24 protein-coding genes and 1 other RNA gene are annotated in these 21265 nt (G+C 39.7%); 17 read left to right on the top strand and 8 right to left on the bottom strand.

Translation table 11 applies throughout. The features are described 5' to 3' along the window. Positions 1–20: 20 nt before the first annotated feature. On the bottom strand, positions 21–824 hold the full coding sequence (locus ACIQXV_RS13795; RefSeq protein WP_402959697.1) for an NAD kinase: 804 nt from the start codon (positions 822–824) through the stop codon (positions 21–23). A gap of 157 nt (positions 825–981) precedes the next feature. Between ACIQXV_RS13795 and sppA the strand changes: the two genes are divergently transcribed. The 9 genes from sppA to ACIQXV_RS13750 all read left to right on the top strand — a co-directional run bounded on the left by sppA (position 982) and on the right by ACIQXV_RS13750 (position 8462). Beyond that, on the top strand, positions 982–1992 hold the full coding sequence (gene sppA, locus ACIQXV_RS13790) for a signal peptide peptidase SppA (RefSeq protein WP_402959695.1): 1011 nt from the start codon (positions 982–984) through the stop codon (positions 1990–1992). A gap of 15 nt (positions 1993–2007) precedes the next feature. Beyond that, complete coding sequence (locus ACIQXV_RS13785) at positions 2008–2532, top strand: RDD family protein (RefSeq protein ID WP_402959693.1); 525 nt, start codon at positions 2008–2010, stop codon at positions 2530–2532. 83 nt (positions 2533–2615) lie between these two features. Further along, positions 2616–3317, top strand: a complete 702-nt coding sequence (locus ACIQXV_RS13780) for a DUF2953 domain-containing protein (protein WP_402959691.1) — start codon at positions 2616–2618, stop codon at positions 3315–3317. A gap of 17 nt (positions 3318–3334) precedes the next feature. Then, positions 3335–3817, top strand: a complete 483-nt coding sequence (ytfJ, locus tag ACIQXV_RS13775; protein ID WP_402959689.1) for a GerW family sporulation protein — start codon at positions 3335–3337, stop codon at positions 3815–3817. 174 nt (positions 3818–3991) lie between these two features. After that, positions 3992–4492: a thiol peroxidase gene (gene tpx, locus ACIQXV_RS13770; protein WP_402959688.1), complete on the top strand. Its 501-nt coding sequence runs from the start codon at positions 3992–3994 to the stop codon at positions 4490–4492. Between the two features lie 109 nt (positions 4493–4601). After that, positions 4602–5585, top strand: coding sequence for a class I SAM-dependent methyltransferase (locus ACIQXV_RS13765; protein WP_402959686.1), 984 nt, complete (start codon positions 4602–4604; stop codon positions 5583–5585). Positions 5586–5815: 230 nt separating this feature from the next. Then, complete coding sequence (locus ACIQXV_RS13760) at positions 5816–7012, top strand: acetate kinase (protein WP_402959684.1); 1197 nt, start codon at positions 5816–5818, stop codon at positions 7010–7012. 98 nt (positions 7013–7110) lie between these two features. Next, the gene (locus ACIQXV_RS13755) at positions 7111–7953 is read left to right on the top strand and encodes an EcsC family protein (protein WP_402959744.1); all 843 of its coding nucleotides are present in this window, start codon (positions 7111–7113) and stop codon (positions 7951–7953) included. Next, positions 7950–8462, top strand: coding sequence for a MogA/MoaB family molybdenum cofactor biosynthesis protein (locus tag ACIQXV_RS13750; RefSeq protein ID WP_402959682.1), 513 nt, complete (start codon positions 7950–7952; stop codon positions 8460–8462). The genes ACIQXV_RS13755 and ACIQXV_RS13750 overlap by 4 nt, the downstream gene beginning before the upstream one ends. 34 nt (positions 8463–8496) lie before the next feature. On the opposite strand, the gene ACIQXV_RS13745 is transcribed toward ACIQXV_RS13750, so the two are convergent. Continuing rightward, on the bottom strand, positions 8497–8811 hold the full coding sequence (locus ACIQXV_RS13745; RefSeq protein ID WP_402959680.1) for a hypothetical protein: 315 nt from the start codon (positions 8809–8811) through the stop codon (positions 8497–8499). A 124-nt stretch (positions 8812–8935) separates the two neighbouring features. After that, a complete protein-coding gene (locus ACIQXV_RS13740) occupies positions 8936–9391 on the bottom strand; it encodes a universal stress protein (protein ID WP_402959678.1) in 456 nt (151 codons plus the stop codon). A gap of 104 nt (positions 9392–9495) precedes the next feature. On the opposite strand from ACIQXV_RS13740, the gene ACIQXV_RS13735 reads away from it, so the two are divergent. The 3 genes from ACIQXV_RS13735 to ald all read left to right on the top strand — a co-directional run bounded on the left by ACIQXV_RS13735 (position 9496) and on the right by ald (position 11418). Further along, positions 9496–9660: a hypothetical protein gene (locus ACIQXV_RS13735; RefSeq protein WP_402959676.1), complete on the top strand. Its 165-nt coding sequence runs from the start codon at positions 9496–9498 to the stop codon at positions 9658–9660. A gap of 172 nt (positions 9661–9832) precedes the next feature. Further along, a complete protein-coding gene (locus ACIQXV_RS13730) occupies positions 9833–10105 on the top strand; it encodes a hypothetical protein (protein ID WP_402959674.1) in 273 nt (90 codons plus the stop codon). A gap of 191 nt (positions 10106–10296) precedes the next feature. Further along, positions 10297–11418, top strand: a complete 1122-nt coding sequence (gene ald / locus ACIQXV_RS13725; RefSeq protein WP_402959672.1) for an alanine dehydrogenase — start codon at positions 10297–10299, stop codon at positions 11416–11418. Between the two features lie 46 nt (positions 11419–11464). On the opposite strand, the gene ssrS is transcribed toward ald, so the two are convergent. Further along, positions 11465–11660: non-coding RNA, 6S RNA (gene ssrS, locus ACIQXV_RS13720), on the bottom strand. Between the two features lie 55 nt (positions 11661–11715). Beyond that, positions 11716–12813, bottom strand: a complete 1098-nt coding sequence (locus ACIQXV_RS13715) for a M24 family metallopeptidase (RefSeq protein WP_402959670.1) — start codon at positions 12811–12813, stop codon at positions 11716–11718. A 180-nt stretch (positions 12814–12993) separates the two neighbouring features. Between ACIQXV_RS13715 and ACIQXV_RS13710 the strand changes: the two genes are divergently transcribed. The 3 genes from ACIQXV_RS13710 (at position 12994) to ACIQXV_RS13700 (ending at position 15439) form a co-directional block, all read left to right on the top strand. Next, on the top strand, positions 12994–13674 hold the full coding sequence (locus ACIQXV_RS13710; RefSeq protein WP_402959668.1) for a metal-dependent hydrolase: 681 nt from the start codon (positions 12994–12996) through the stop codon (positions 13672–13674). 86 nt (positions 13675–13760) lie between these two features. Continuing rightward, on the top strand, positions 13761–13997 hold the full coding sequence (locus tag ACIQXV_RS13705) for a hypothetical protein (protein ID WP_402959666.1): 237 nt from the start codon (positions 13761–13763) through the stop codon (positions 13995–13997). A 122-nt stretch (positions 13998–14119) separates the two neighbouring features. Then, positions 14120–15439 carry a DRTGG domain-containing protein gene (locus tag ACIQXV_RS13700; RefSeq protein ID WP_402959665.1) on the top strand — a complete coding sequence of 440 codons (1320 nt, stop codon included), beginning with the start codon at positions 14120–14122 and terminating at the stop codon, positions 15437–15439. A 66-nt stretch (positions 15440–15505) separates the two neighbouring features. Here ACIQXV_RS13700 and ACIQXV_RS13695 read toward each other — a convergent pair whose 3' ends face one another. Beyond that, positions 15506–15817, bottom strand: a complete 312-nt coding sequence (locus ACIQXV_RS13695) for a YtpI family protein (RefSeq protein WP_402959663.1) — start codon at positions 15815–15817, stop codon at positions 15506–15508. A gap of 90 nt (positions 15818–15907) precedes the next feature. Between ACIQXV_RS13695 and ACIQXV_RS13690 the strand changes: the two genes are divergently transcribed. Continuing rightward, positions 15908–16852 carry a DHH family phosphoesterase gene (locus ACIQXV_RS13690; RefSeq protein WP_402959662.1) on the top strand — a complete coding sequence of 315 codons (945 nt, stop codon included), beginning with the start codon at positions 15908–15910 and terminating at the stop codon, positions 16850–16852. A gap of 24 nt (positions 16853–16876) precedes the next feature. On the opposite strand, the gene ytrI is transcribed toward ACIQXV_RS13690, so the two are convergent. Then, positions 16877–17377 carry a sporulation membrane protein YtrI gene (ytrI, locus tag ACIQXV_RS13685; RefSeq protein ID WP_402959660.1) on the bottom strand — a complete coding sequence of 167 codons (501 nt, stop codon included), beginning with the start codon at positions 17375–17377 and terminating at the stop codon, positions 16877–16879. Next, positions 17374–17712, bottom strand: coding sequence for a sporulation membrane protein YtrH (gene ytrH, locus ACIQXV_RS13680; RefSeq protein ID WP_402959658.1), 339 nt, complete (start codon positions 17710–17712; stop codon positions 17374–17376). The genes ytrI and ytrH overlap by 4 nt, the downstream gene beginning before the upstream one ends. A gap of 160 nt (positions 17713–17872) precedes the next feature. Between ytrH and dnaE the strand changes: the two genes are divergently transcribed. Beyond that, positions 17873–21238: a DNA polymerase III subunit alpha gene (gene dnaE / locus ACIQXV_RS13675; protein WP_402959656.1), complete on the top strand. Its 3366-nt coding sequence runs from the start codon at positions 17873–17875 to the stop codon at positions 21236–21238. The last annotated feature ends 27 nt before the right edge of the window (positions 21239–21265 follow it).

Genomic DNA, 21265 nt, shown 5'->3' with positions numbered 1-21265 from the left:
GCAGGGATAAGGTTTTTTCGTTATAAAAATGTTCTCTTGACTTTATCCCAAAAGGAGTTGTCTTTTAGTTTTAAGGTTTTAATTTTTTTATCACTAATTTTTATTTGAATTTTATCCGTATAACGGATGCTTAATGCCTCATTATCCATTCCCATTGTCGGATAGTCATTGCCTTCTGATATTACCTTGAGGGTGAGCGTCCGCTCGCTTCCGACAATAAAGGATGCGCCAAGCGTACGGTAGCGGTTTGTGTTTACTGAGGCAACCTCACTTACCTGCATGCAGGAGAGGAGCGGGTCGACAATCGAACCATTCACCGATTTATTATAGGCAGTACTACCCGTTGGTGTCGCAACAATCAGCCCATCTCCGCGAAACGTTTCTAAATGGAGCTGGTCAACAAATACATCTATGACGAGAGTTTTAATAATAGACGAGCGAATGCTGAATTCGTTCAAGCAAGGGAATGTCCCCTTACCATCCACGTTCACTTCAATCAATGGATAGCGGCGGACTTCAATGTGTTCATTTGTGGTCATGACCTCGATCATTTTGGAAGTATCACTGATGCGAAAGTCGCAATACATACTTAAACTATTTTGAGTTGAAATGCCCAAATAAAGACAATCATCACGAAAGCCCGTTTTCCTCACAGCCTGCAGAAATGTACCATCATCACCAATGCTGGCAATAATATTTGCCTGCTTATAATCTTTAACGATGGCAAAACCATACCGTTCAGCCAATTCGACTAGAGGAGCTGCTTTTGAAAGCATGTCCGCATCCCGCTTGTGATAAAAATAAATATTACGTCTTAATTCCATAAACTGGTCCTCCTGTAAGGTAATGAAAAAAGTGTAACATTTGGAAATTAATCTTTGGTAAAATAATGATAGTCTGAAATTAGTTTAGCACTTTTTTGAAACAATATGAAAGCAGGGATGTGAATTTTAGACGAACGAAAGAGGGGGAAATATACATATGAATGGAAAACGATGGGCTGCTCTTGGAATTGCTGCGGCATTATTTTTTGTTTCAATTGTGATTAATCTTTTATCTGCGTTTGCTTTTAAAGGAATTGAAACGGATTTAACGGATTTTATGGCAACTACTGAACAGGCTTTTACCGAGGAAGTCGTCAAAGATGGCAGCGAATTAAAGAAAATCGTGATTCTCGATGTCGATGGGGTCATCCAGGATAGTGGCGAACCAGGGTCATTTTTGCAAAGCGCAGGCTATAATCATCAAGATTTTATGAAAAAGTTAAACTATCTTGAAGAGGACGATACGGTAAAGGGTGTGATTATCAGAGTGAACTCTCCGGGCGGGGGAGTCGTTGAAAGTGCAGAAATTCACGACAAGCTTGTGGACATCCAAAAGAAAAGTAAAAAACCGGTCTATATTTCAATGGGCTCCATGGCCGCTTCAGGGGGATATTATATTTCAACGGCAGCAAAAAAAATCTTTGCCAGCCCTGAAACATTAACAGGGTCACTTGGGGTGATTATGGAAGGATATAATTACAAGGGCTTGGCCGATAAATATGGTGTGGATTTTGTTACGATTAAAAGCGGAAAATATAAAGACATTATGAGCCCAACAAGAGAAATGACAGAAGATGAACGGCAAATTTTACAAAAGATGATCGATAATTCGTATGAAGGGTTTGTCAAAGTCATTTCAGAGGGCCGCCATATGAGTGTGGAGGAAGTGAAGAAGATTGCCGATGGCCGTGTGTATGATGGGCGGCAGGCAAAAGAAATTAAGCTTATTGATGATTTTGGCTACCTAGAAGATGTCATCACTCAAATGAAAAAGCAAGAAAAGCTAAAAGGTGCAAAGGTAGTTCGTTATTCGGACGATCTTGGTTTTGGCTCCCTATTTAAGTTCCAGGCAAAAAAGTTAATCGGCGATAATGTGGAAATGGCGGGACTCATGAAAATTCTTTCCAAACCAAATTCACCGCGCCTGATGTATTTATATGCGGAATAAGGGGGGACAAAGTGAATGGAAACGAATGATGATCAAGAAGTAATGAAGGAAACCACGTCATATCAAATAGACGATGAAAGTGTCAAAGTTTTTTCCACTGGAGATTACCAGATACAAGGCCTTCCAGTTCGGTATGCCGGTTTCTGGATGCGGTTTTGGGCTTATCTGCTTGATTTAATTGTGGTTGGCAGTATAGGAAGAATCCTAGTAAAACCAGTATTTCGAGCACTCGATATTTCTTTATCCGAGTTTAACATGTTTGCCCCTATTACCATTACATCAGCGGTTATCTTTTATTTGTATTTTGTTTTGATGACAAAATATTTTAAGCAAACGCTTGGAAAAATGGTATTTGGTTTAAAGGTAGTGGACTTAAAAAATGATGAATTATCTTGGGGAACCATTCTTTTTCGTGAATGGATTGGCCGCTTTATATCAGCAACAATCATTATCGGCTATATCATTGTGGCCTTTTTACCAAAAAAGCAAGGGCTGCATGACATCTTCACTGATACCACCGTCATCCATGTGGAGCGGTAAAATAGGAATAGATCAAACCTATCAACGTCCAGTTGGTAGGTTTATTTTTTTTCCATAAGTAAATAATAATAGGCTGAAAGGTTGTGAACAAATTGTTTTGGCTGTGGCTTTCTTTATCGATCCTATTGTTCTTATTCATCTTAATTATTTTTTCAAAAATAACGATTCTTGTAAATTATTATCATCACAATGACAACGATGATTTAAAGGTAGAGCTAAGGGTGTGGTTTGGGTTAATTAAATATAAAATGAATGTTCCATTAATAAAAATTGATGATAATTCACCAAGTGTCGTGGTAAAAAGTCATTCACATATGGGTGATGCTGCCGCCGTGAATCCTGAACATAGGGTAAACCAAATCACCAAAAAGGATGTGACGACAAATTTTAAAAAAATGAAAGAACTTCTGGAGAAGGTTTTCAATTTTCATGTGATTGTCAGGAAGTTTTTACGAAAGGTGACAATAAAAAAATTGGAATGGGATTCATTCGTTGGCGTGGGGGATGCTGCCTATACCGGTATGGCTACAGGGGCTTTATGGGCAATTAAAGGCAGCATCATTGGCCTTCTGAGTCATTATTTACGATTGAAGGAACTGCCGCATTTATCGGTTACTCCCCATTTTCAAGCAGCCGTTATTCAAACAAGATTTTCGTGTATGTTTCAGTTTCGAATCGGGCATGCTATTCTCGCAGGATTAAAACTGATTAAATTCTGGAAGGGCGGAAAACCGCGCGCTAAAAGCAACAACAATTTTAAAAATGAAAAAACGAAATCCGTTTGAAAGAGGAGGAAATAGACATGTCTGACCACCCAATTCAAGGTTTGATGACAACCGCAATGGAAAGCTTAAAAGAAATGATTGATGTAAATACCATCATTGGGGATCCAGTTGAAACCCCTGACGGAAGTGTTATTTTAACAGTATCAAAGGTTGGATTTGGATTTGCTGCTGGAGGTAGTGAGTTCAAACTCGATAGTTCTCAATCACAAGGGCAGAGTCAAGGGCAAAGTCAAGGACAAGGACAAAGCCAGGGACAACCAAAGCTTCCTTTTGGCGGCGGTAGCGGCGGCGGTGTTTCGATCACCCCAATTGCGTTTTTAATTGTAAACTCGCATGGTGTCAAAATGCTTCATCTCGATGAAAGTACCCATTTGTACGAAAAGATTTTAGAACTTGCACCGCAGGCAGTTGATAAAATTCAGCAAATGTTCTCGAAAAAAGACGAGAATACACAGCAGCAAAACAACCAACAGCAGCCAAAAGTTGATCTGGAACTGTAATTCCCTTAAGTTAATCTTCCACTAAATTGGAAGATTAACTTTTTTCTTGATTTCCATCAGTTTCAAATAATTGCAAAAGTAGTTTTGAAAAGATATATTTACAATGTACATATTTAAAGTTAAATTGCTTTTACAAAGGGATTTGCTTTAATACGACAAAGGAGGACGAAGGAAATGGCAAATGTAACATTTAAAGGAAATGCTATCACGCTATTAGGGAACGAAGTAAAAGTTGGTGACAAGGCTCCAAACTTTACAGTACTTGCGAATGACCTATCAGAAGTAACGTTAAACAATACAAAAGGGCAAGTACGTTTAATTACATCAGTACCTTCTTTAGATACAGGTGTATGTGATGCAGAAACACGCCGTTTCAATGAAGAAGCAAACAGCTTAGGAAACGTTAAAATTTTAACAGTGAGCGTGGACCTACCATTTGCGCAAAAACGCTGGTGTGCAGCAAGCGGCATTGAAAATGTGCAAACATTATCCGATCACCGCGACCTTTCTTTTGGAGAAGCATATGGGGTTGCTATCCAAGAACTAAGACTATTAGCTCGTGCTGTTTTCGTGGTAGACTCAAACGATACAGTGACATATGTTGAGTATGTTAGTGAAGCAACGAACCACCCGAACTACGAAGCTGCAATTGAGGCTGCAAAAGCGGCAAAATAATTGAAAGACTTTAAAAAGGCCTCGGCTCAGGTAGCGAGGCCTTTATACTTGTTTAAAAAATACATACTCGTATAAAATGGATAAGGAAATTTAGTAATGGAGGGGAACAATGAAAATTTCTCCAGTTGAACAGCTATTTACATTATTTAACGAAACAGCTCTTATTTTACAAGAGGAATTATCCTGTAGTTACCTAGAGGCACTTGCCGAAACAGGTGAAAATTTATTTCAGGGGGCAATCCTTCAGGAAGAGCTAAGTGAGCTGACGCTAAAAAGGCTTAAGAAACAATATGAAGAGATTCATTTGGTCAAATATTCGAATGAAGATATTCGTAAAGCCTTTCAGCTTGTAATTCTAAAAGGGATGAAGGAAAATGTGCAGCCCAACCATCAAATGACGCCAGATTCTGTCGGGATGCTGGTTGGTTACCTTGTGGAAAGATTCATGAAGCAGCCGTCCTTCCGACTCCTCGACCCTGCCGTTGGAACAGGAAATTTATTAACAACCGTTTTAAATCATGTCCATAAAAATATTACCTCTATCGGAGTGGAGATTGACGACATCCTGATCAAACTTGCCTATGTAAATGCCAATTTACAAGAGCATCCTGTTCAACTGTTCAATCAGGACGGCCTGGAGCCGTTGTTTATCGATCCAGTTGAGGCGGTCATTGCAGATTTGCCAATTGGCTTTTATCCCAATGATATCAGAGCGGCAGATTATCAGTTAATGGCTAAGGAAGGTCACTCATATTCCCATCATTTATTTATTGAACAAAGTGTCAAGCATACCACCCCAGGCGGCTATTTATTTTTTCTAGTTCCGAACGGCCTATTTGAAAGTGAGCAAGCACCCCAGCTTCATGAATTTATTAAAGAAAATCTGATTATTCAGGGACTGCTGCATTTACCAACAAGTATGTTTAAAAATAAAAATTCAGCCAAGAGTATTTTGATTTTGCAAAAAAAGGGAGAAGGCGTTCAACCTCCAAAGCAGGCATTACTCGTAAACTTGCCGAGTCTATCAAGTGCTGTAGGGATGGATAGCATTTTATCCAAAATTGAAAAATGGTTTCAAGAAAATAAAGGATAAAACTGGTCAAGTTTACCGGTTTTATCCTTTTTTTATAATAAGAAATTTGTGAAAATATGAACATTTTGCTTGAAACCGTTGCCACTGAAATTATCCCTTGATATGTACGATTTTCAATGATTAAATGAAGAATTGAGGGAAATAAACAAAGTCGGTTTGCACAAAATAAGGTGTACTATCCATAAATCATATTGAATCGATATTGTTATATAAAAGGAGCGGTAACGAAAATGGCAAAAATTATTGCAATAAATGCAGGAAGTTCTTCATTGAAGTTTCAATTATTTGAAATGCCAAGCGAAGAAGTTATTACAAAAGGGCTGATTGAAAGAATTGGTCTAACAGATTCAATTTTTAATATTACTGCCAATGGCGAAAAAATCCAAGAAATAATTGATATTCCAGACCATGAAGTCGCCGTAAAAATGCTGTTAGATAAATTAACGACTTTAGGAATTATCAAGTCACTTAATGAGATTGACGGTATTGGCCATCGAGTTGTACACGGAGGAGAAACCTTTACTGATTCAGTTCTAATCACGGACAAAGTCTTAAATAAAATTAACGAGCTATCGGAATTAGCTCCATTGCATAATCCGGCAAATCTTACCGGCATTAAGGCATTCATGCGCGTGCTTCCGAATGTCCCAGCAATTGCTGTTTTCGATACAGCTTTCCACCAAACAATGCCTGAAAGTTCTTTCCTGTACAGTCTTCCATATCAATACTATAAAGAATATGGTATTCGTAAATATGGCTTCCATGGCACAAGCCATAAATATGTTTCCCAGCGTGCAGCCGAACTGTTAGGACGACCAGTTGAACAACTTCGTTTAATCTCCTGCCACTTAGGGAATGGGGCAAGTATCGCTGCGATCGAAGGCGGAAAGTCCATAGATACCTCCATGGGCTTTACACCACTTGCAGGAGTTACAATGGGTACACGTTCAGGTAATATTGACCCGGCGCTTATTCCATATATTATGGAAAAAACAGATAAAACAGCAGACGAAGTTCTTGATGTATTAAATAAAAAGAGCGGAATGTTAGCTGTATCTGGATTCTCAAGTGATTTAAGGGATATTGAAATTGAAGCGAAAAAAGGCAATGAACGGGCACAACTAGCATTAGATGTGTTTGCAAACAGGATTCATAAGTATATTGGTTCCTATGCATCTCGTATGTTTGGTGTAGATGCGATTATTTTCACTGCCGGTATCGGTGAAAATAGTGACACAATTAGAGAAAACGTCTTAAAAGGTCTCGAATTTATGGGCGTTTATTGGGATCCGGCTCTTAACAAAGTAAGAGGCGAGGAAGCATTCATCAACTATCCTCACTCACCAGTTAAAGTCTTAATCATTCCAACAAATGAAGAAGTAATGATTGCCCGCGACGTAGTTCGGTTAGCTGGCACGCATAAATAAGAAAAAGGCAAAAGCAACCTAGCTTTTGCCTTTTTCGCGTTTTAATTCTTTGTGATATACTGGAAAAAGAAGCTTTGTTAAAGAAGGGGGCCTCTGTGATGCCATTGACAGACCGGGAAACAAACATTTTAAATGAAATACGGTTGTGGGAAAAAAATTTACTTAATTACGAGGCAAATGACTTCCAAATAACTTATGAAAAATATTTGGAACGCACTTTCACGTTACTGCCTGATAAGATTCAACGACAATTTTTTTCTGTCATTGATACGTGGTTATTTCATTTACATGGGATCATACAAGGCTCACAGCTGCAAATGGATGCAAAAGAAAGAATTCTTTCTTCGGGAAGAATTTTTCATAAAGATATAGAAAAAATAGCAGACTTAAAGCAATTAGAAGTTGATCAATTACAATACATAGCAGAGCAGCAAATAGCGAGGCACCGCTTCTATTCTTTTGCCCAAGGGGGACTAGCCGGAACAGGGGGCACGCTTCTCTTAAGCACCGACATCCCGGCGATGGCAGTCATTAATTTAAGGGTTGTTCAATTAATTGCGATGACCTACGGATTTGAGGTGAATACGCCATATGAGATTATGACATCATTAAAAGTTTTTCATACGGCAACATTACCGCCAAGAATTCAAAAAGAGGGATGGACCTCATTGATGGTGGAGTTGGAGGGAAATGATGAGCATTATTTTTATGAAGGTAATGACGAAATCACCGATATTACTTGGCTGGAGCAGCCCGTTCAACAACTATTAAAAGCGCTGGTCATCACCTTGTTTCGAAAAAAGGTCATTCAGGGGATTCCGCTCGTTAGTATGGCCATAGGTGCAGGGGCTAATTATCAATTAACGAGAAAAGTAACGGACCTTGCCCATAAATATTATCAACTTCGTTATCTCAAGGGAAAAGAGGAATTTTCAGGATGAGCACGCAAGAACATAAAAAAGAAGCACCGAAGACGGTTAAATGTAAAGTCATTACAGTTAGTGACACAAGAGATAAGGAGACTGACAAAAGCGGTAAGCTGATGATCGAGCTACTGGAAGGTGCAGGACATACGATTGTTGATTATGTCATTGTTAAGGACGAGGCGGCGCCGATTCAAAATGAAATACTCAGAGGCTGTGACCGTGAAGACATTGATGTAATCCTTACGAATGGCGGGACAGGAATTGCCAAGCGTGATGTAACGATTGAAACAGTACAAAGTCTGCTGGACAAGGAAATCGTTGGCTTTGGTGAATTGTTCAGAATGCTAAGTTATCAGGAAGATATCGGCTCTGCAGCAATTCTTTCCAGGGCAATTGCCGGAGTGTCTAAAAATAGGGCTGTGTTCTCAACTCCAGGCTCAACTGGAGCAGTTAAGCTTGCGATGAATAAGTTAATCCTGCCTGAAATCGGACATGTCGTAAGGGAAATCAAAAAAGATCTGTAAATAGCAAAAACTCCCTGCAAAAAGGGAGTTTTTCTTATTGATGTACTTTGCCGGAAACTGTTTGGTTTGCTCGGTACCAAAGCCATAAATCATTAATGATGGAGGCAAGGTCTGCGATATCTGTGTTCAATTGACAAGAGCGAGGGAAGTCATTTTCGTTTGAAAGCTGTTCTTGCTTATGGTTGATTTCCTGCTCGAGCTCTGCAATACGGTCAGGGATGGAACCGCGGATTTGCTCCCAATTTAACAGAATCTCCTGCTGGGTTTCTTTGCAGTATTCATCCCAGTCCACTGTTAAATCAGGGAGGGAGATGCCAAGACGTTGATCAAAAGAAAAATGCTCTATCATTTAAAGAGGCCTCCATGCTGTGTTATTGCTTTTATTTTACTATAGATTGGTAAGCCATTCACGATTTTAATAGGGAAAAATAATAGGCACGGGGCAAATTCGCTCCGTGCTTCAATATCCTCCATTATTTTTCGGAATCTTTTTCTGTCCGAACGACAAGGACATCACATGGTGCATAACGGGTAATATGTTCAGAAACACTTCCGATAAAAAACCTTTCCACTACATTCATTCCTGTAGCACCGCAGAGGATTAAATCAACCTTATGTTTTTTAGCCAAGTCTCTTGGGATACGGATTTTAGGAGAGCCGAATTCAATTTCGAAATGAACATTTGATAATCCTGCATCAACAGCCTGCTTTTGATAATTTTCCAGCATATCTTTTGCCTGCTTTTCTGCTCGATCACCGATGACAGTGTCGTAGGCTTCAATTAATGCAAATGACCTTGTGTCAATGACATGGACTAATAAAAGATTTGCCTGATTCCGTTTGGCGATTTCAATCCCCTTTCGAAATGCCCAATCTGCTTCCTTCGACCCATCAATTGCGACTAAAATATTTTGATATTTAAGTCCCATGACTATCATCTCCTCACCTTGATTATACAATATTTAACAACGTATAACTGTTGCAATTTTTCGAACAATAATGAAGGAACTTACCATGGAAGGGGAATTGCAAAATGGCGATGGAAAAGCGGGATCCAAATAACAAATTTTCATTTGAATTTGTTGAACAAGGTGTAAATGAAGTAAGTGAACAAATTATGAACTCTTATAATAGTGGTTTTATTGGGGAAGGTACTGCCCTTGCTGACAGCGATGATTATGCAGTAGCAGAGGACTAAATGAATTTTCAAGTAAGTAAAAGGCTGTCCATCACATTGGACAGCCTTTTACTATTCGATAAGTAGTTATCTGTCATGGGAAATTCGGTCATTCAGGGCCTTTACCCAAGAGATTGCTTTCAATTTTGCATATTCTTTAGTGTGTGAAGTAATAAAATTGAGGAGGAGAAAAATGAATACAGAAATGTATGGGATGCCCGCAAACGTAGATGAGAGGATTCATGGAGGGTTCGGTCATGGCTTTGGTGGGTTTGGTGGGTTTGGAAGGCCAGGGTTTGGATTTGGTCGTCCGGGATTTGGATTTGGTCGTCCGGGATTTGGTTTTGGTTTGCCGTTTTTGGGTGGGTTAGCAGCAGGGGCATTATTAGCAGGTCCATATGGGTACGGTTATGGATATCCATATTACGACCCATATTATTATGGGTACCCATACCCTTATTATTAATAACAGGTTGTGCGAAGAGCTTTGCCCTCCTGGTAAAGCTCTTCTGATGGTGCGAAGAAGCAGGAAATAAAAAGTATGGTTTTCCCATCTTCCATAAAGATGCTTAGATGTTACATCTTTCCTGTGGAAAGATGATATATTAATATTGACTTGTTTCTTTACGATGAAATAATTTATTTGGAGGTAAGCACATGCGGATTGGGGTACCTAAAGAGGTCAAAAATAATGAAAACCGTGTAGCGATGACACCGGCCGGAGTAGTGAACCTAGTGAAATTTGGCCATGAGGTTTTTATTGAAAAAGGTGCGGGACTTGGTTCCGGATTTTTGGATGAAGATTACAGTACTGCAGGTGCAATGCTAGTGGAAACCGCGTCTGAAGCATGGTCCATGGATATGGTCATGAAGGTGAAAGAACCGCTGCCAAGCGAATACCAATACTTCCGTGAAGGTTTAATTTTATTTACATATTTACATTTAGCACCTGAACCGGAATTAACAAAAGCGCTAATTGACAATAAAGTAGTCGGGATTGCTTATGAAACAGTTCAGTTAGCGAACAGAAGTCTGCCATTATTGACGCCAATGAGTGAAGTTGCCGGGAGGATGGCAGCGCAAATCGGCGCTCAATTTTTGGAAAAGGTCTATGGTGGAAAGGGGATTCTTCTCTCGGGTGTTCCAGGGGTACAAAGAGGAACCGTTACGATTATTGGCGGAGGTGTAGCAGGTACAAATGCGGCGAAAATGGCAATCGGTCTAGGTTCAAAGGTAACGATTATTGATTTAAATCCCGATCGTCTTCGTCAATTAGATGATATATTTGGATCTGACGTGACAACGTTAATGTCTAACCCCTACAACATTGCCGAAGCGGTAAAGGAATCTGATTTAGTCATTGGTGCTGTTTTAATCCCTGGAGCGAAGGCGCCAAAGCTTGTTAGTGAAGAGATGATTCAATCGATGAAGCCTGGCAGCGTTGTGGTTGATATTGCCATCGACCAAGGTGGTATTTTTGAAACAACGGATCGGATTACCACACATGACAATCCAACTTACGTTAAACATGGTGTTGTTCATTATGCCGTAGCCAATATGCCTGGTGCGGTACCAAGAACATCAACGATTGCGTTAACAAACGTGACTGTTCCATATGCTGTCCTTATTGCCAATAAGGGTTACCAAAAGGCATGCCTTGAAAATGAGGCATTGTTAAAAGGAATCAATACTTTAGGCGGTTATGTAACCTATCAAGCTGTTGCTGAAGCACATGGCGTGGAATTCTCAGATACAAAAACATTGTTAAACCAGCAATAATGAAAATAAAAACCAGCTCCATAAAGAGCTGGTTTGAAATACATAATGTACAGCCGCATTTGCCGTAGTAAGATAAGAAAGTTTTAAACCACCACTCCTCAAAGTGGGTGTTCTCAGAAACCTTTCTGCGTGTCCTCCATGTCTTATAGACAGAGGCTTGTCATTCCGGCATCGATAGTTAAACTCCCTTTTACAGCTTAAAGGTTAAAACTTTATTATGAGTACGAACAACGCAGCTTGTATTTGTATATTACATCAATTTCTACTAAAGTTCAATGTAAAAAAAAACCAATTTTCTTATTTAAGAATCTGTAATTCTTTTGGGAAGTTGGTTAAAACTTTTGCCCCGTCAGCCGTTATATAAATATCATCTTCAATTCGAACACCTGCCACCTCTGGCACATAAATTCCCGGTTCGATTGTATAGACCATTCCTTCTTCAATTACCAGCTGGTTTGTTTCGGTCATTGAAGGATACTCATGGACACCTATTCCAAGTCCGTGGCCTAAACGATGTGGAAAATATTCTCCATATCCTGCTTCTGCAATAATTCGGCGAGCCGTAAGGTCTATTTCTGCTGCTGTAACTCCTGGCTTACTTGCCTCTATCGCAGCGAGCTGTGCCTTTAAAACAGTATCATAAATTTCTTTCTGCTTGTCGTTAATGTCCCCGAAAGCAACCGTTCTTGTGATATCTGAACAATATCGATCGACAACAACACCCAAATCGAATAACACGAGATCACCTTTTTGAATTTTCGTTTCGCCCGGGTTACCGTGAGGGGAAGCCGCGTTTGCACCGGTTAACACCATGGTCGAAAATGACATCTCGGTTACACCCTTTTGCTTTAGGGCGTACTCTAAGGTATTAAGGACGTCCAGCTCTGTTTTACCTTCCTTGATTTCACTTGCACCGAATTCAACGGCATAATCGGCAAGGGCACAAGCCTCTTCAATTGTTTTTAATTCTTTGGCATCTTTAATCATCCGTAACAATCGTAATTTTTCTTCTGCAGAAACAAAAGATGCCTTAGGGAACAACTGTGATAGATGCTCATAGCGTTCGACATTCATATGTTCTTTTTCAATTGCGGCCTTTGAAACGCCGTTGATTCTTTTATTGATGGAATGTTGAATCATTTCCCATGGGTTTTCGATGTCGCTATAACCGATGATTTCATGCCCCCAACCGGAACGTTTGGCATCTGGTACTTCCATCGCCGGGCAGACGAGGAACGGTTCTTCCTCTTGAAAAACAGCAAGGGCCAACAATCTTTCATGCGGGTCTGTATAATAACCGCTTAAATAAAATACATTTTCGGAAGAAGTAAGAAAGCTTACTTCAATTCCATTTTCCTTCATCCATGTTTGAAGCTTAACTAATCGCTGATTCATGTGCAGGGAACCCCCTTTTAAAAAATAAAATCCATAATGAGAGTATCAATATAAAAGGAGAATGTAAACTGTCTGAGCTTATATTAAGCTAAAACGAGGGAGGTATGGGAATAAATCTAGAAGGATTTTGAAACTTTTTATGGAAGTACATATAATAACAATTTAAGAGGAGTTGGGAAAATGAGAATTTCTTACCATGGACATGCAGTTGTCCAAATTCAAACAAATGGAAAAACGATCCTAATTGATCCATTTATTAACGGCAATGGCTTAACAGATTTAAAGGCAGAGGAAGTAAAAGCGGATGCGATTATTTTAACGCACGGACATAACGATCATGTCGGGGATACGGTCGCAATAGCGAAAAGAAACGATTCTCTTGTGATAGCAAGTGCAGATCTTACCGATTTTCTTAGCGGGCAAGGGGTCAAAACCCACGGAATGAATATCGGCGGTTCATACAAATTTGATTTTGGAACGGTAAAGCTCACCCAAGCTTTTCACGGTTCAGGTTATATCACAGATAAAAATGAAATCATTTATTGTGGCATGCCAACGGGTATTTTGTTCAGTAATGAAGGCAAGACGATTTATCATGCCGGTGATACAGGATTGTTTTCTGATATGAAGCTGATTGGCGAACGCCATCCGATTGATGTAGCCTTCTTACCGATTGGTGATAATTTTACAATGGGGCCTGAAGATGCTGCCTTTGCAGCTAAACTCCTTAAGGCAAAGACAGTTGTACCGATTCACTTTAATACCTTCCCGCCAATTAAACAAGACCCAAATCACTTTATTGCCATGCTTGAAGATCAAAATGGGAAAGTACTAGCCCCTGGTGAAGCGATAGAAATTTAACTGTACTAGTGGTTTCACATACTTTTTTTCCTCCTGTCTGCATAAAGATGAAACAAGCAGTGTTTATCATGAAGGGGGAAAAAAGTATGAAAAAGAACAGATATTTACTATGCTTGCTTCTGTGTGGATTTATGCTTTATATTGCTGTACCGAAATTATCAGTAACTGCAGAAGGGACACAAGGACTTTTCGCCATTATGTGGCTTGCCTTTGCATTGATTGTGATGGCCGGAAATCTGACAGGACTTCTTTATAGTCCGAAAAAGCAAGCACAAAGGCTACAGGCACAGCGCACCAAGAAAAAATCCCGGTCCTTTTACTAAGAAAAGTGTGATAATGTAATGAACCGCATTGAACCAAGGCTTTTTAAACTTTATAATAGAATTTAGCGGATAAATTAAACTGACTAAAAGAGTAGGAATTCGGATTATAAAGGGTGAAGGTCTTGGCTACTAAGCATGAACTAATTTTGCAATACATTGATGGACTTCCAATCGGGGAAAAAATATCAGTGCGGCAAATCGCCAAGGCGATGACCGTGAGTGAAGGTACAGCCTATCGAGCGATTAAGGAAGCTGAAAATAAAGGATATGTCAGTACGATTGAACGAGTAGGCACCATTAGAATTGAACGGAAGAAGAAAGAAAATATTGAAAAGCTTACGTTTGCTGAAGTCGTCAATATCGTGGACGGACAGGTATTAGGCGGAAGAACGGGTTTGCATAAAACCCTCAATAAATTTGTAATCGGTGCGATGAAACTAGAGGCAATGATGCGCTATACCGAGGCAGGTAACCTGTTAATTGTCGGGAACCGGACACAGGCACATGAGTTAGCTTTAAAAGCAGGAGCCGCTGTGCTGATTACCGGAGGATTTGATTCGGAAGAGCATGTAAAAAAACTGGCAGATAAATTAGAACTGCCGGTTATTTCAACAAGCTATGACACCTTTACTGTTGCCACGATGATTAACCGTGCCATTTACGATCAATTAATTAAAAAGGAAATTATATTAGTAGAAGATATTTTAACGCCTCTTGCGGATACTTTTTATCTAAAAACATCCGATAAGGTGTCAAAATGGCATGAATTTAATCAAAAAACAACACACAGCCGTTACCCCGTAGTGGATCAAAACTTGAAGATTCAGGGTATGGTCACAAGTAAGGACATTTTAGGTCAGAATATGGAAGTCTCTATCGATAAGATTATGACAAAACATCCAATGACGGTAAATGGAAAAACAAGTGTTGCATCCACCGCCCATACGATGGTCTGGGAAGGGATTGAAGTTCTTCCGGTTGCCGATGACTCAAATCGGTTAGAAGGGATTATTAGCAGGCAGGATGTTTTAAAGGCATTGCAAATGAACCAACGGCAGCCGCAAGTTGGTGAAACCATTGATGACATCGTGACCAATCAAATGGTATTAATGCAGGGCAAACCAAAGGGTGAGGAAGTTTACTCTTGCGAAGTGACGCCGCAAATGACCAATCACCTTGGAACGATTTCTTACGGCGTATTCACCACCATAGTCTCAGACGCAGCCAACCGGGTATTACGAAGCTATAAAAAAGGTGATTTAGTGGTAGAAAATATGTCGATTTACTTTATCAAACCTGTTCAAATGGAGAGTACATTAGAAATTTTCCCAAGAATACTTGAGGTAGGACGGAAGTTTGGAAAGGTAGATGTGGAAGTTTTCAATGAAGGTATATTGGTCGGAAAAGCGATGATGATGTGTCAATTGATTGACCGGAACTAGAGTGTTCTCGGGAGTCATATTAAAAATTGAAAGCCGCTTCTCAAGCCTTGAGAAGCGGCTTAAATATTAATTTTGAGCTTCATGCATGTTTGCTTCCTCAATGGCAAACGGAAGATAGTGTTTATACTTTTTAAAACCAATCCAGCTGAATACGGCCCCATAAATAGTAAATATGGCTCCCACAATATAAGAAACAGTTGATTCGGAGATAAATAGCAAATGATTGATACCAAATAAGCAGACAAAAAGGCCCAGAGCAATGTTTGCTTTTGCAGAAAGCCATTTCTTTTCTACTTGACGGTTGCTTCTGAAGTATTTTGTTTTATAAAATAAATAGAAGGCAAATAACACGGCAATTAAAATAACAAGTACAAACATAATTTGTTCCTCCAAGTTTCTAAAAATCATCTACTATTTTACCGTGTAAATTAAAAAAAAGCCATTATTGGTTCATAAGGAGCAGTGTCCATGATTGAGCAAATTTTAGCAACTATCGAACAATATGAAACCATCATTGTTCACCGTCACGTCCGTCCTGACCCGGATGCCTATGGTTCGCAAGGCGGGTTAGTTGCCATACTACAAGAATCCTATCCGGAAAAAAAGATATATGCAGTTGGGCAGGAAGAGCAGACGCTTAATTACATGCGCAGGCTTGATGTAATTGAGGATGAAGTCTATAAAGGGGCATTGGTTATTGTTTGTGATACCGCTAATGCTGAAAGAATATGTGACAGGCGTTACCCGCTGGGTGATAAGCTAATAAAAATTGATCATCATCCAAACGAAGATCCTTATGGGGATTTGTTATGGGTCGACACAACCGCAAGCTCGTGCAGTGAAATGATCTATGAATTTTACTTAAAAGGAAAAGCTTCAGGCTTAAAAATGAATGATGAAGCGGCAAGACTTTTATTTGCCGGAATTGTCGGGGATACGGGAAGATTTCTTTTTCCGAGTTCAACAGATAAAACATTCGCCTATGCCGGGGAATTGATACACTACAATTTTTCACGGACTGAGCTTTTTGACAGGATGTATGAATTAGAACCAAATATAATAAAGTTAAAGGGGTATGTCCTTCAAAATTTCGAGCTTCAGGCAAACGGTGTTGCTTCCGTTATGCTTACAAAGGATTTATTAAAAGAATATAGTGCAAGGCCGGCAGAAGCATCTTTACTTGTTGGTATATTAGGGGATGTGAAAGGAATTGTCGCATGGGTCTTTTTTATTGAGGAAGAGGATCAAATCCGTGTTCGGCTCCGTTCAAAGGGACCGGTCATCAATGGAGTTGCCAGAAAGTTTAATGGTGGCGGACATCCGCTTGCATCAGGTGCATCGATTTATTCATGGGAAAAAGTGGATGATGTCTTAAAGGAACTGAACGAGGTGTGCGAAAAACAATCAAAATAAACAGAACGGCCCTATTTGGGCCGTTCATTCAAATTGAATTTCTAACTGGATTATTACGGTTGTATAAATAACCATTTCTTTAACCTTCAGTTTGTACCTTTTTTCATTGATTTTTACCGGTTTGTTTTCGATAATTTTTTTTAGCAGATCCCTGCTTTTATAGACTGTCTCTAAATCCTTTGCCAGCATCATACTAATATCATCGTTAACTGCGTTTTCCGTCTCCTGAACACTTAATAAATCCAGCTTATATTTTTCCGAATTAGTGATTTTGATGGTAAGCTTTTGGACTGTCAGCTTTTCAATATTCCGCTTGTTCAATTCTTTATATTCTTCCTGCCAAATCTTTTTTTCATTATTTAAATCAACGATGTCCTCTTGCTGTTTGTGGAGCAATTCGGTATTCTCTTCCTGCCAGACACCATAAATATACAAAAAGATACACCAGCTTATGGCGCCGCCAATAGCCATCCCAGCAAAAAAACGCTGCCATGCAGGTTTGCGATATAATGGCGGAATTCTCATGATGAAATATACTCCTGGGTGAGCCAATTAATGATGAGGGCACCTGTCTGGGCGCCGCCTAAGGCAGAAAGAATTAATAATAATTGTTTAAAAAGGTCCTTTGTGTCCGCGTTTAAAATGCCTCTTTCAAACGTATAAACCGCATCAAACGTCCCGCCAATCGCTGCAACTATGGCCCAAATTCTGAGTGCTGATGACAAGCGATAAACGGTCGTAAGCGGAGGCTGTCCGGTTAAGAAGGCGGCAATTCCGCCTATTAACGACCCGCCAAGCAGGACTCCTAAGGCAATAAAATAACTTTCGATAAAAGCAGGAAAAAAACCAATTTCTTTCATCCCTTCAACCGCCTTCACGCATAATCAAGATAACCCTATATTCATTTATATGGACAAAGTATCATGAATATGTTTTTAAAAAACAGAACATATTTTCCTTTTTTTCAATAAAGATTTATAATAAATAATAGATAATAAGTTTAAGGAACGGTGTGACGATATGTCTTTTATTCACCTTCATGTATATAGTGCCTATAGTTTGTTGACAAGTACGGCGTCTGTCCCGAATTTAATCGAAAATGCAAAACGAAAAGGGTTTTCTGCCATTGCTTTAACCGACAGAAATGTCATGTACGGAACCATTGAATTTTATAAGCTTTGTAAAAAACACAATGTGAAACCGATTATTGGGTTAACGGTTGATGTAGAAAGTGACATCACTGCAAACGAATCGTTTCCGCTCGTCTTGTTAGCGGAAAATGAGAAAGGTTTTAGAAACCTATTGAAAATAACCAGTGCAGTTCAGACAAAGACGGACAACGGGATTCCACAAAAATGGCTGAAGCATTATTCGGAGGGGCTTATTGCTATAACGCCTGGACTTGAAGGAGAAATTGAACAATCACTGTTAAACGGAAACGAGGAGATGGCAAGAGAGTTAATTGGAAAATTAGCTGCCATCTTCGGGAATGGCAGCTTTTTTCTCTCGCTGCAAAATCATCAACTCGAACAAGAAGCGAACCTTAGAAAACAATTACTCACGATTGCAAATGAGTTACACGTGCCCCTTGTTGCAACCAACCGGGTACTTTATTTAGAAAAAGATGATAGTTTCTCCCATGAATGTTTATTGGCTATCAAGAATGGCAATAAATTACAGGATGATCATCGCGAAAAACTGGAAAGTGATCAATTTTATTTAAAAACAGCAGCAGAAATGGTCGATTGCTTTTCAGAAGTTCCTGAAGCACTGGAAAATACACTCCGGATTGAAAAACGATGCAGCGTAAATATTGAACTAAATAAAACCTACTTACCTACCTTTCCGACTGAAAATGATTTGCCAGCAGAGGAATATCTCGAGATGTTATGTAAGAAGGGATTAAGTGAACGCTTTTCCACCCCGTCTCAGGAATATGTTGACCGGTTATCGTTTGAACTAGCAGTCATTAAGAGAATGAAATTTAGCAACTACTTTTTAATTGTTTGGGATTTTATGAGATATGCACGCAAGCAGGGGATTTTGACAGGGCCTGGCAGGGGCTCGGCCGCAGGCTCGCTTGTTGCCTATGTTTTGTATATAACCGACGTTGATCCAATCGAACATAATTTATTGTTTGAACGGTTTTTAAATCCCGAACGGGTTTCGATGCCTGATATTGATATTGATTTCCCTGACCACCGCCGCGATGAAGTGATCGAATATGTCGCACAGAAGTATGGGGAACTGCATGTCGCTCAAATTGTGACCTTTGGAACACTTGCAGCAAAAGCAGCTATAAGAGATGTCGGCAAGGCTTTTGGGTTAAATTCTAAAGAACTGGAGCAATTATCAAGAATGATCTCGTCCCGCCCAGGGATCGATCTAAAATCGGCTTATAAAGAATCTGAACCGTTAAGAAGGTTTATCAATGAGACACCGTTAAACCGTAAACTTTTTGACACAGCCTTAAAGCTCGAAGGTTTGCCTCGGCATACATCCACACATGCTGCAGGTGTGGTCATAAGCGAGAAGCAGCTTATTGAATTAATTCCAATCCAACGTGGATCAAACCATGTTTACTTAACGCAGTACTCAATGGAATACCTCGAAGAGATTGGCCTGCTGAAAATGGATTTCCTAGGTCTCAGAAATCTTTCACTTATTGAAACAATCCTTTCCTCCATTAACCGCCATACCGGAAGGAAAGTGGAGATTGGACGAATTCCATTAGATGACACAAAGACATTCGATTTGCTGGCTAAAGGTGAAACAACAGGCATCTTTCAACTGGAATCGGAAGGGATGCGGAAGGTTTTAATTCGCTTAAAACCTTCACGTTTTGAAGATATTGTTGCAGTCAATGCCTTATACCGCCCGGGGCCGATGGAAAATATTCCTCTTTTTATTGACCGAAAACATGGAAGCAAGGCTGTTGAATATCCACATCCCGATTTGGAGCCAATTCTAGAGAATACATATGGGGTCATTGTCTACCAAGAACAAATCATGCAGATTGCTTCGAAAATGGCGGGATTCTCACTCGGTGAAGCAGACCTTTTACGACGGGCCGTTGGGAAAAAACAAAAAGAAATATTGGACAAAGAGCGGAGCCACTTCGTCCAGGGGGCACTGAAAAAGGGATATAGACAAGTACTTGCTAATGAAATATATGATTTAATTGTCAAATTTGCAAACTATGGCTTTAACCGGAGTCATGCTGTTGCCTATAGTATGATTGCTTATCAGCTGGCCTATTTAAAAGCCAATTTTCCGGTTCATTTTATGGCAGGTCTCTTGACTTCAGCAATCGGCAATGACACGAAAATTGCCCAATACGTTATGGAAACGCGGCAAAAGGATATTGAAGTCCTGGCGCCATCGATTAATTATAGTACGTACTCTTTCCAAGTAGAAAAAGCGGGGGACATTCGCTATAGCCTTGCAGCCATAAAAAGTGTTGGAGCGGCCGCCTTAAAGGAAATCTTTCAATCAAGGAAACGAAAGAAATTTGATGGCCTATTTGATTTTTGTATTAGGGTTTCGTCAAAAGCGATTAACCGAAAAACACTCGAGTTCCTGGTTCACTCCGGATGTTTCGATGAATTTGGCGAAGATCGTGCCGTTCTGCTGGCAAGTTTAGACGTTGCCATCGAACATGCACAAATCTTCAAACCGGATGATTCCAACCAATTTGACTTATTTGAAGATGAAATGATCCCAAAACCGAAATATGTTCAAGTGGACTCTATTAGCCTGGAAAATAAGCTGACATTTGAGAAAGAGGCGCTTGGCTTTTATCTCTCTGATCACCCCATTTCTATTTTTGAAAAAGACCTTAAGCGAAGCGGGGCATATATGTTGTATCAATTAAGAAGTGACAATAAAAGAGCCGTTTCAGGTGTTTATATTTCAGCTCTGAAAGCAATTCGTACCAAAAAGGGTGATTCGATGGCCTTTTTAACGGTAAGTGATGCCAGCGGTGAAATGGAGGCAGTCGTATTTCCTGCTATATATAAAAGATTCCAACCATTATTGCGACAGGGGAATTTTGTACTGCTGGAAGGGAAAATGGAAGAACGGGACGGGAAGCCGCAATTTATCATACAACAGGTGGCGGAGTTAGAACATTGGTTACAAACAAAAGCTGTAAAACAACCGGTTTTATATTTAAAAATTATCTCGAATCAGCAGGATGAGCAATTGCTGCAAAAAATGAATCAGCTTTTAAAGGAAAATAAAGGGGATGCAGTTGTTATTTTGCATGATGAAGGGACAAAAAAAACAGTAAGGTTAGCGGAGGAAAACAATGTCAATCCATCCCATGAATTGATTCAGCAATTAAGAAATATACTTGGGTCAAAAAATGTTGTTCTGAAAGATTAATTCTTTACAACTTTTGAGGATATGTTA

Origin of the sequence: Neobacillus sp. NPDC097160 (genome assembly GCF_044762155.1) — a bacterium.
Classification (GTDB): domain Bacteria; phylum Bacillota; class Bacilli; order Bacillales; family Cytobacillaceae; genus Neobacillus.
The sequence above is the reverse complement of the archived record's forward strand: the minus strand, read 5'-3'. Positions and strand labels throughout refer to the sequence as shown.

Coding starts and splice junctions, on each gene's coding strand:
- ACIQXV_RS13795 (WP_402959697.1), bottom strand. CDS start 824: ATGGAATTAAGACGTAATATTTATTTTTATCACAAGCGGGATGCGGAC.
- sppA (WP_402959695.1), top strand. CDS start 982: ATGAATGGAAAACGATGGGCTGCTCTTGGAATTGCTGCGGCATTATTT.
- ACIQXV_RS13785 (WP_402959693.1), top strand. CDS start 2,008: ATGGAAACGAATGATGATCAAGAAGTAATGAAGGAAACCACGTCATAT.
- ytfJ (WP_402959689.1), top strand. CDS start 3,335: ATGTCTGACCACCCAATTCAAGGTTTGATGACAACCGCAATGGAAAGC.
- tpx (WP_402959688.1), top strand. CDS start 3,992: ATGGCAAATGTAACATTTAAAGGAAATGCTATCACGCTATTAGGGAAC.
- ACIQXV_RS13765 (WP_402959686.1), top strand. CDS start 4,602: ATGAAAATTTCTCCAGTTGAACAGCTATTTACATTATTTAACGAAACA.
- ACIQXV_RS13760 (WP_402959684.1), top strand. CDS start 5,816: ATGGCAAAAATTATTGCAATAAATGCAGGAAGTTCTTCATTGAAGTTT.
- ACIQXV_RS13755 (WP_402959744.1), top strand. CDS start 7,111: ATGCCATTGACAGACCGGGAAACAAACATTTTAAATGAAATACGGTTG.
- ACIQXV_RS13750 (WP_402959682.1), top strand. CDS start 7,950: ATGAGCACGCAAGAACATAAAAAAGAAGCACCGAAGACGGTTAAATGT.
- ACIQXV_RS13745 (WP_402959680.1), bottom strand. CDS start 8,811: ATGATAGAGCATTTTTCTTTTGATCAACGTCTTGGCATCTCCCTCCCT.
- ACIQXV_RS13740 (WP_402959678.1), bottom strand. CDS start 9,391: ATGGGACTTAAATATCAAAATATTTTAGTCGCAATTGATGGGTCGAAG.
- ACIQXV_RS13735 (WP_402959676.1), top strand. CDS start 9,496: ATGGCGATGGAAAAGCGGGATCCAAATAACAAATTTTCATTTGAATTT.
- ACIQXV_RS13730 (WP_402959674.1), top strand. CDS start 9,833: ATGAATACAGAAATGTATGGGATGCCCGCAAACGTAGATGAGAGGATT.
- ald (WP_402959672.1), top strand. CDS start 10,297: ATGCGGATTGGGGTACCTAAAGAGGTCAAAAATAATGAAAACCGTGTA.
- ACIQXV_RS13715 (WP_402959670.1), bottom strand. CDS start 12,813: ATGAATCAGCGATTAGTTAAGCTTCAAACATGGATGAAGGAAAATGGA.
- ACIQXV_RS13710 (WP_402959668.1), top strand. CDS start 12,994: ATGAGAATTTCTTACCATGGACATGCAGTTGTCCAAATTCAAACAAAT.
- ACIQXV_RS13705 (WP_402959666.1), top strand. CDS start 13,761: ATGAAAAAGAACAGATATTTACTATGCTTGCTTCTGTGTGGATTTATG.
- ACIQXV_RS13695 (WP_402959663.1), bottom strand. CDS start 15,817: ATGTTTGTACTTGTTATTTTAATTGCCGTGTTATTTGCCTTCTATTTA.
- ACIQXV_RS13690 (WP_402959662.1), top strand. CDS start 15,908: ATGATTGAGCAAATTTTAGCAACTATCGAACAATATGAAACCATCATT.
- ytrI (WP_402959660.1), bottom strand. CDS start 17,377: ATGAGAATTCCGCCATTATATCGCAAACCTGCATGGCAGCGTTTTTTT.
- ytrH (WP_402959658.1), bottom strand. CDS start 17,712: ATGAAAGAAATTGGTTTTTTTCCTGCTTTTATCGAAAGTTATTTTATT.
- dnaE (WP_402959656.1), top strand. CDS start 17,873: ATGTCTTTTATTCACCTTCATGTATATAGTGCCTATAGTTTGTTGACA.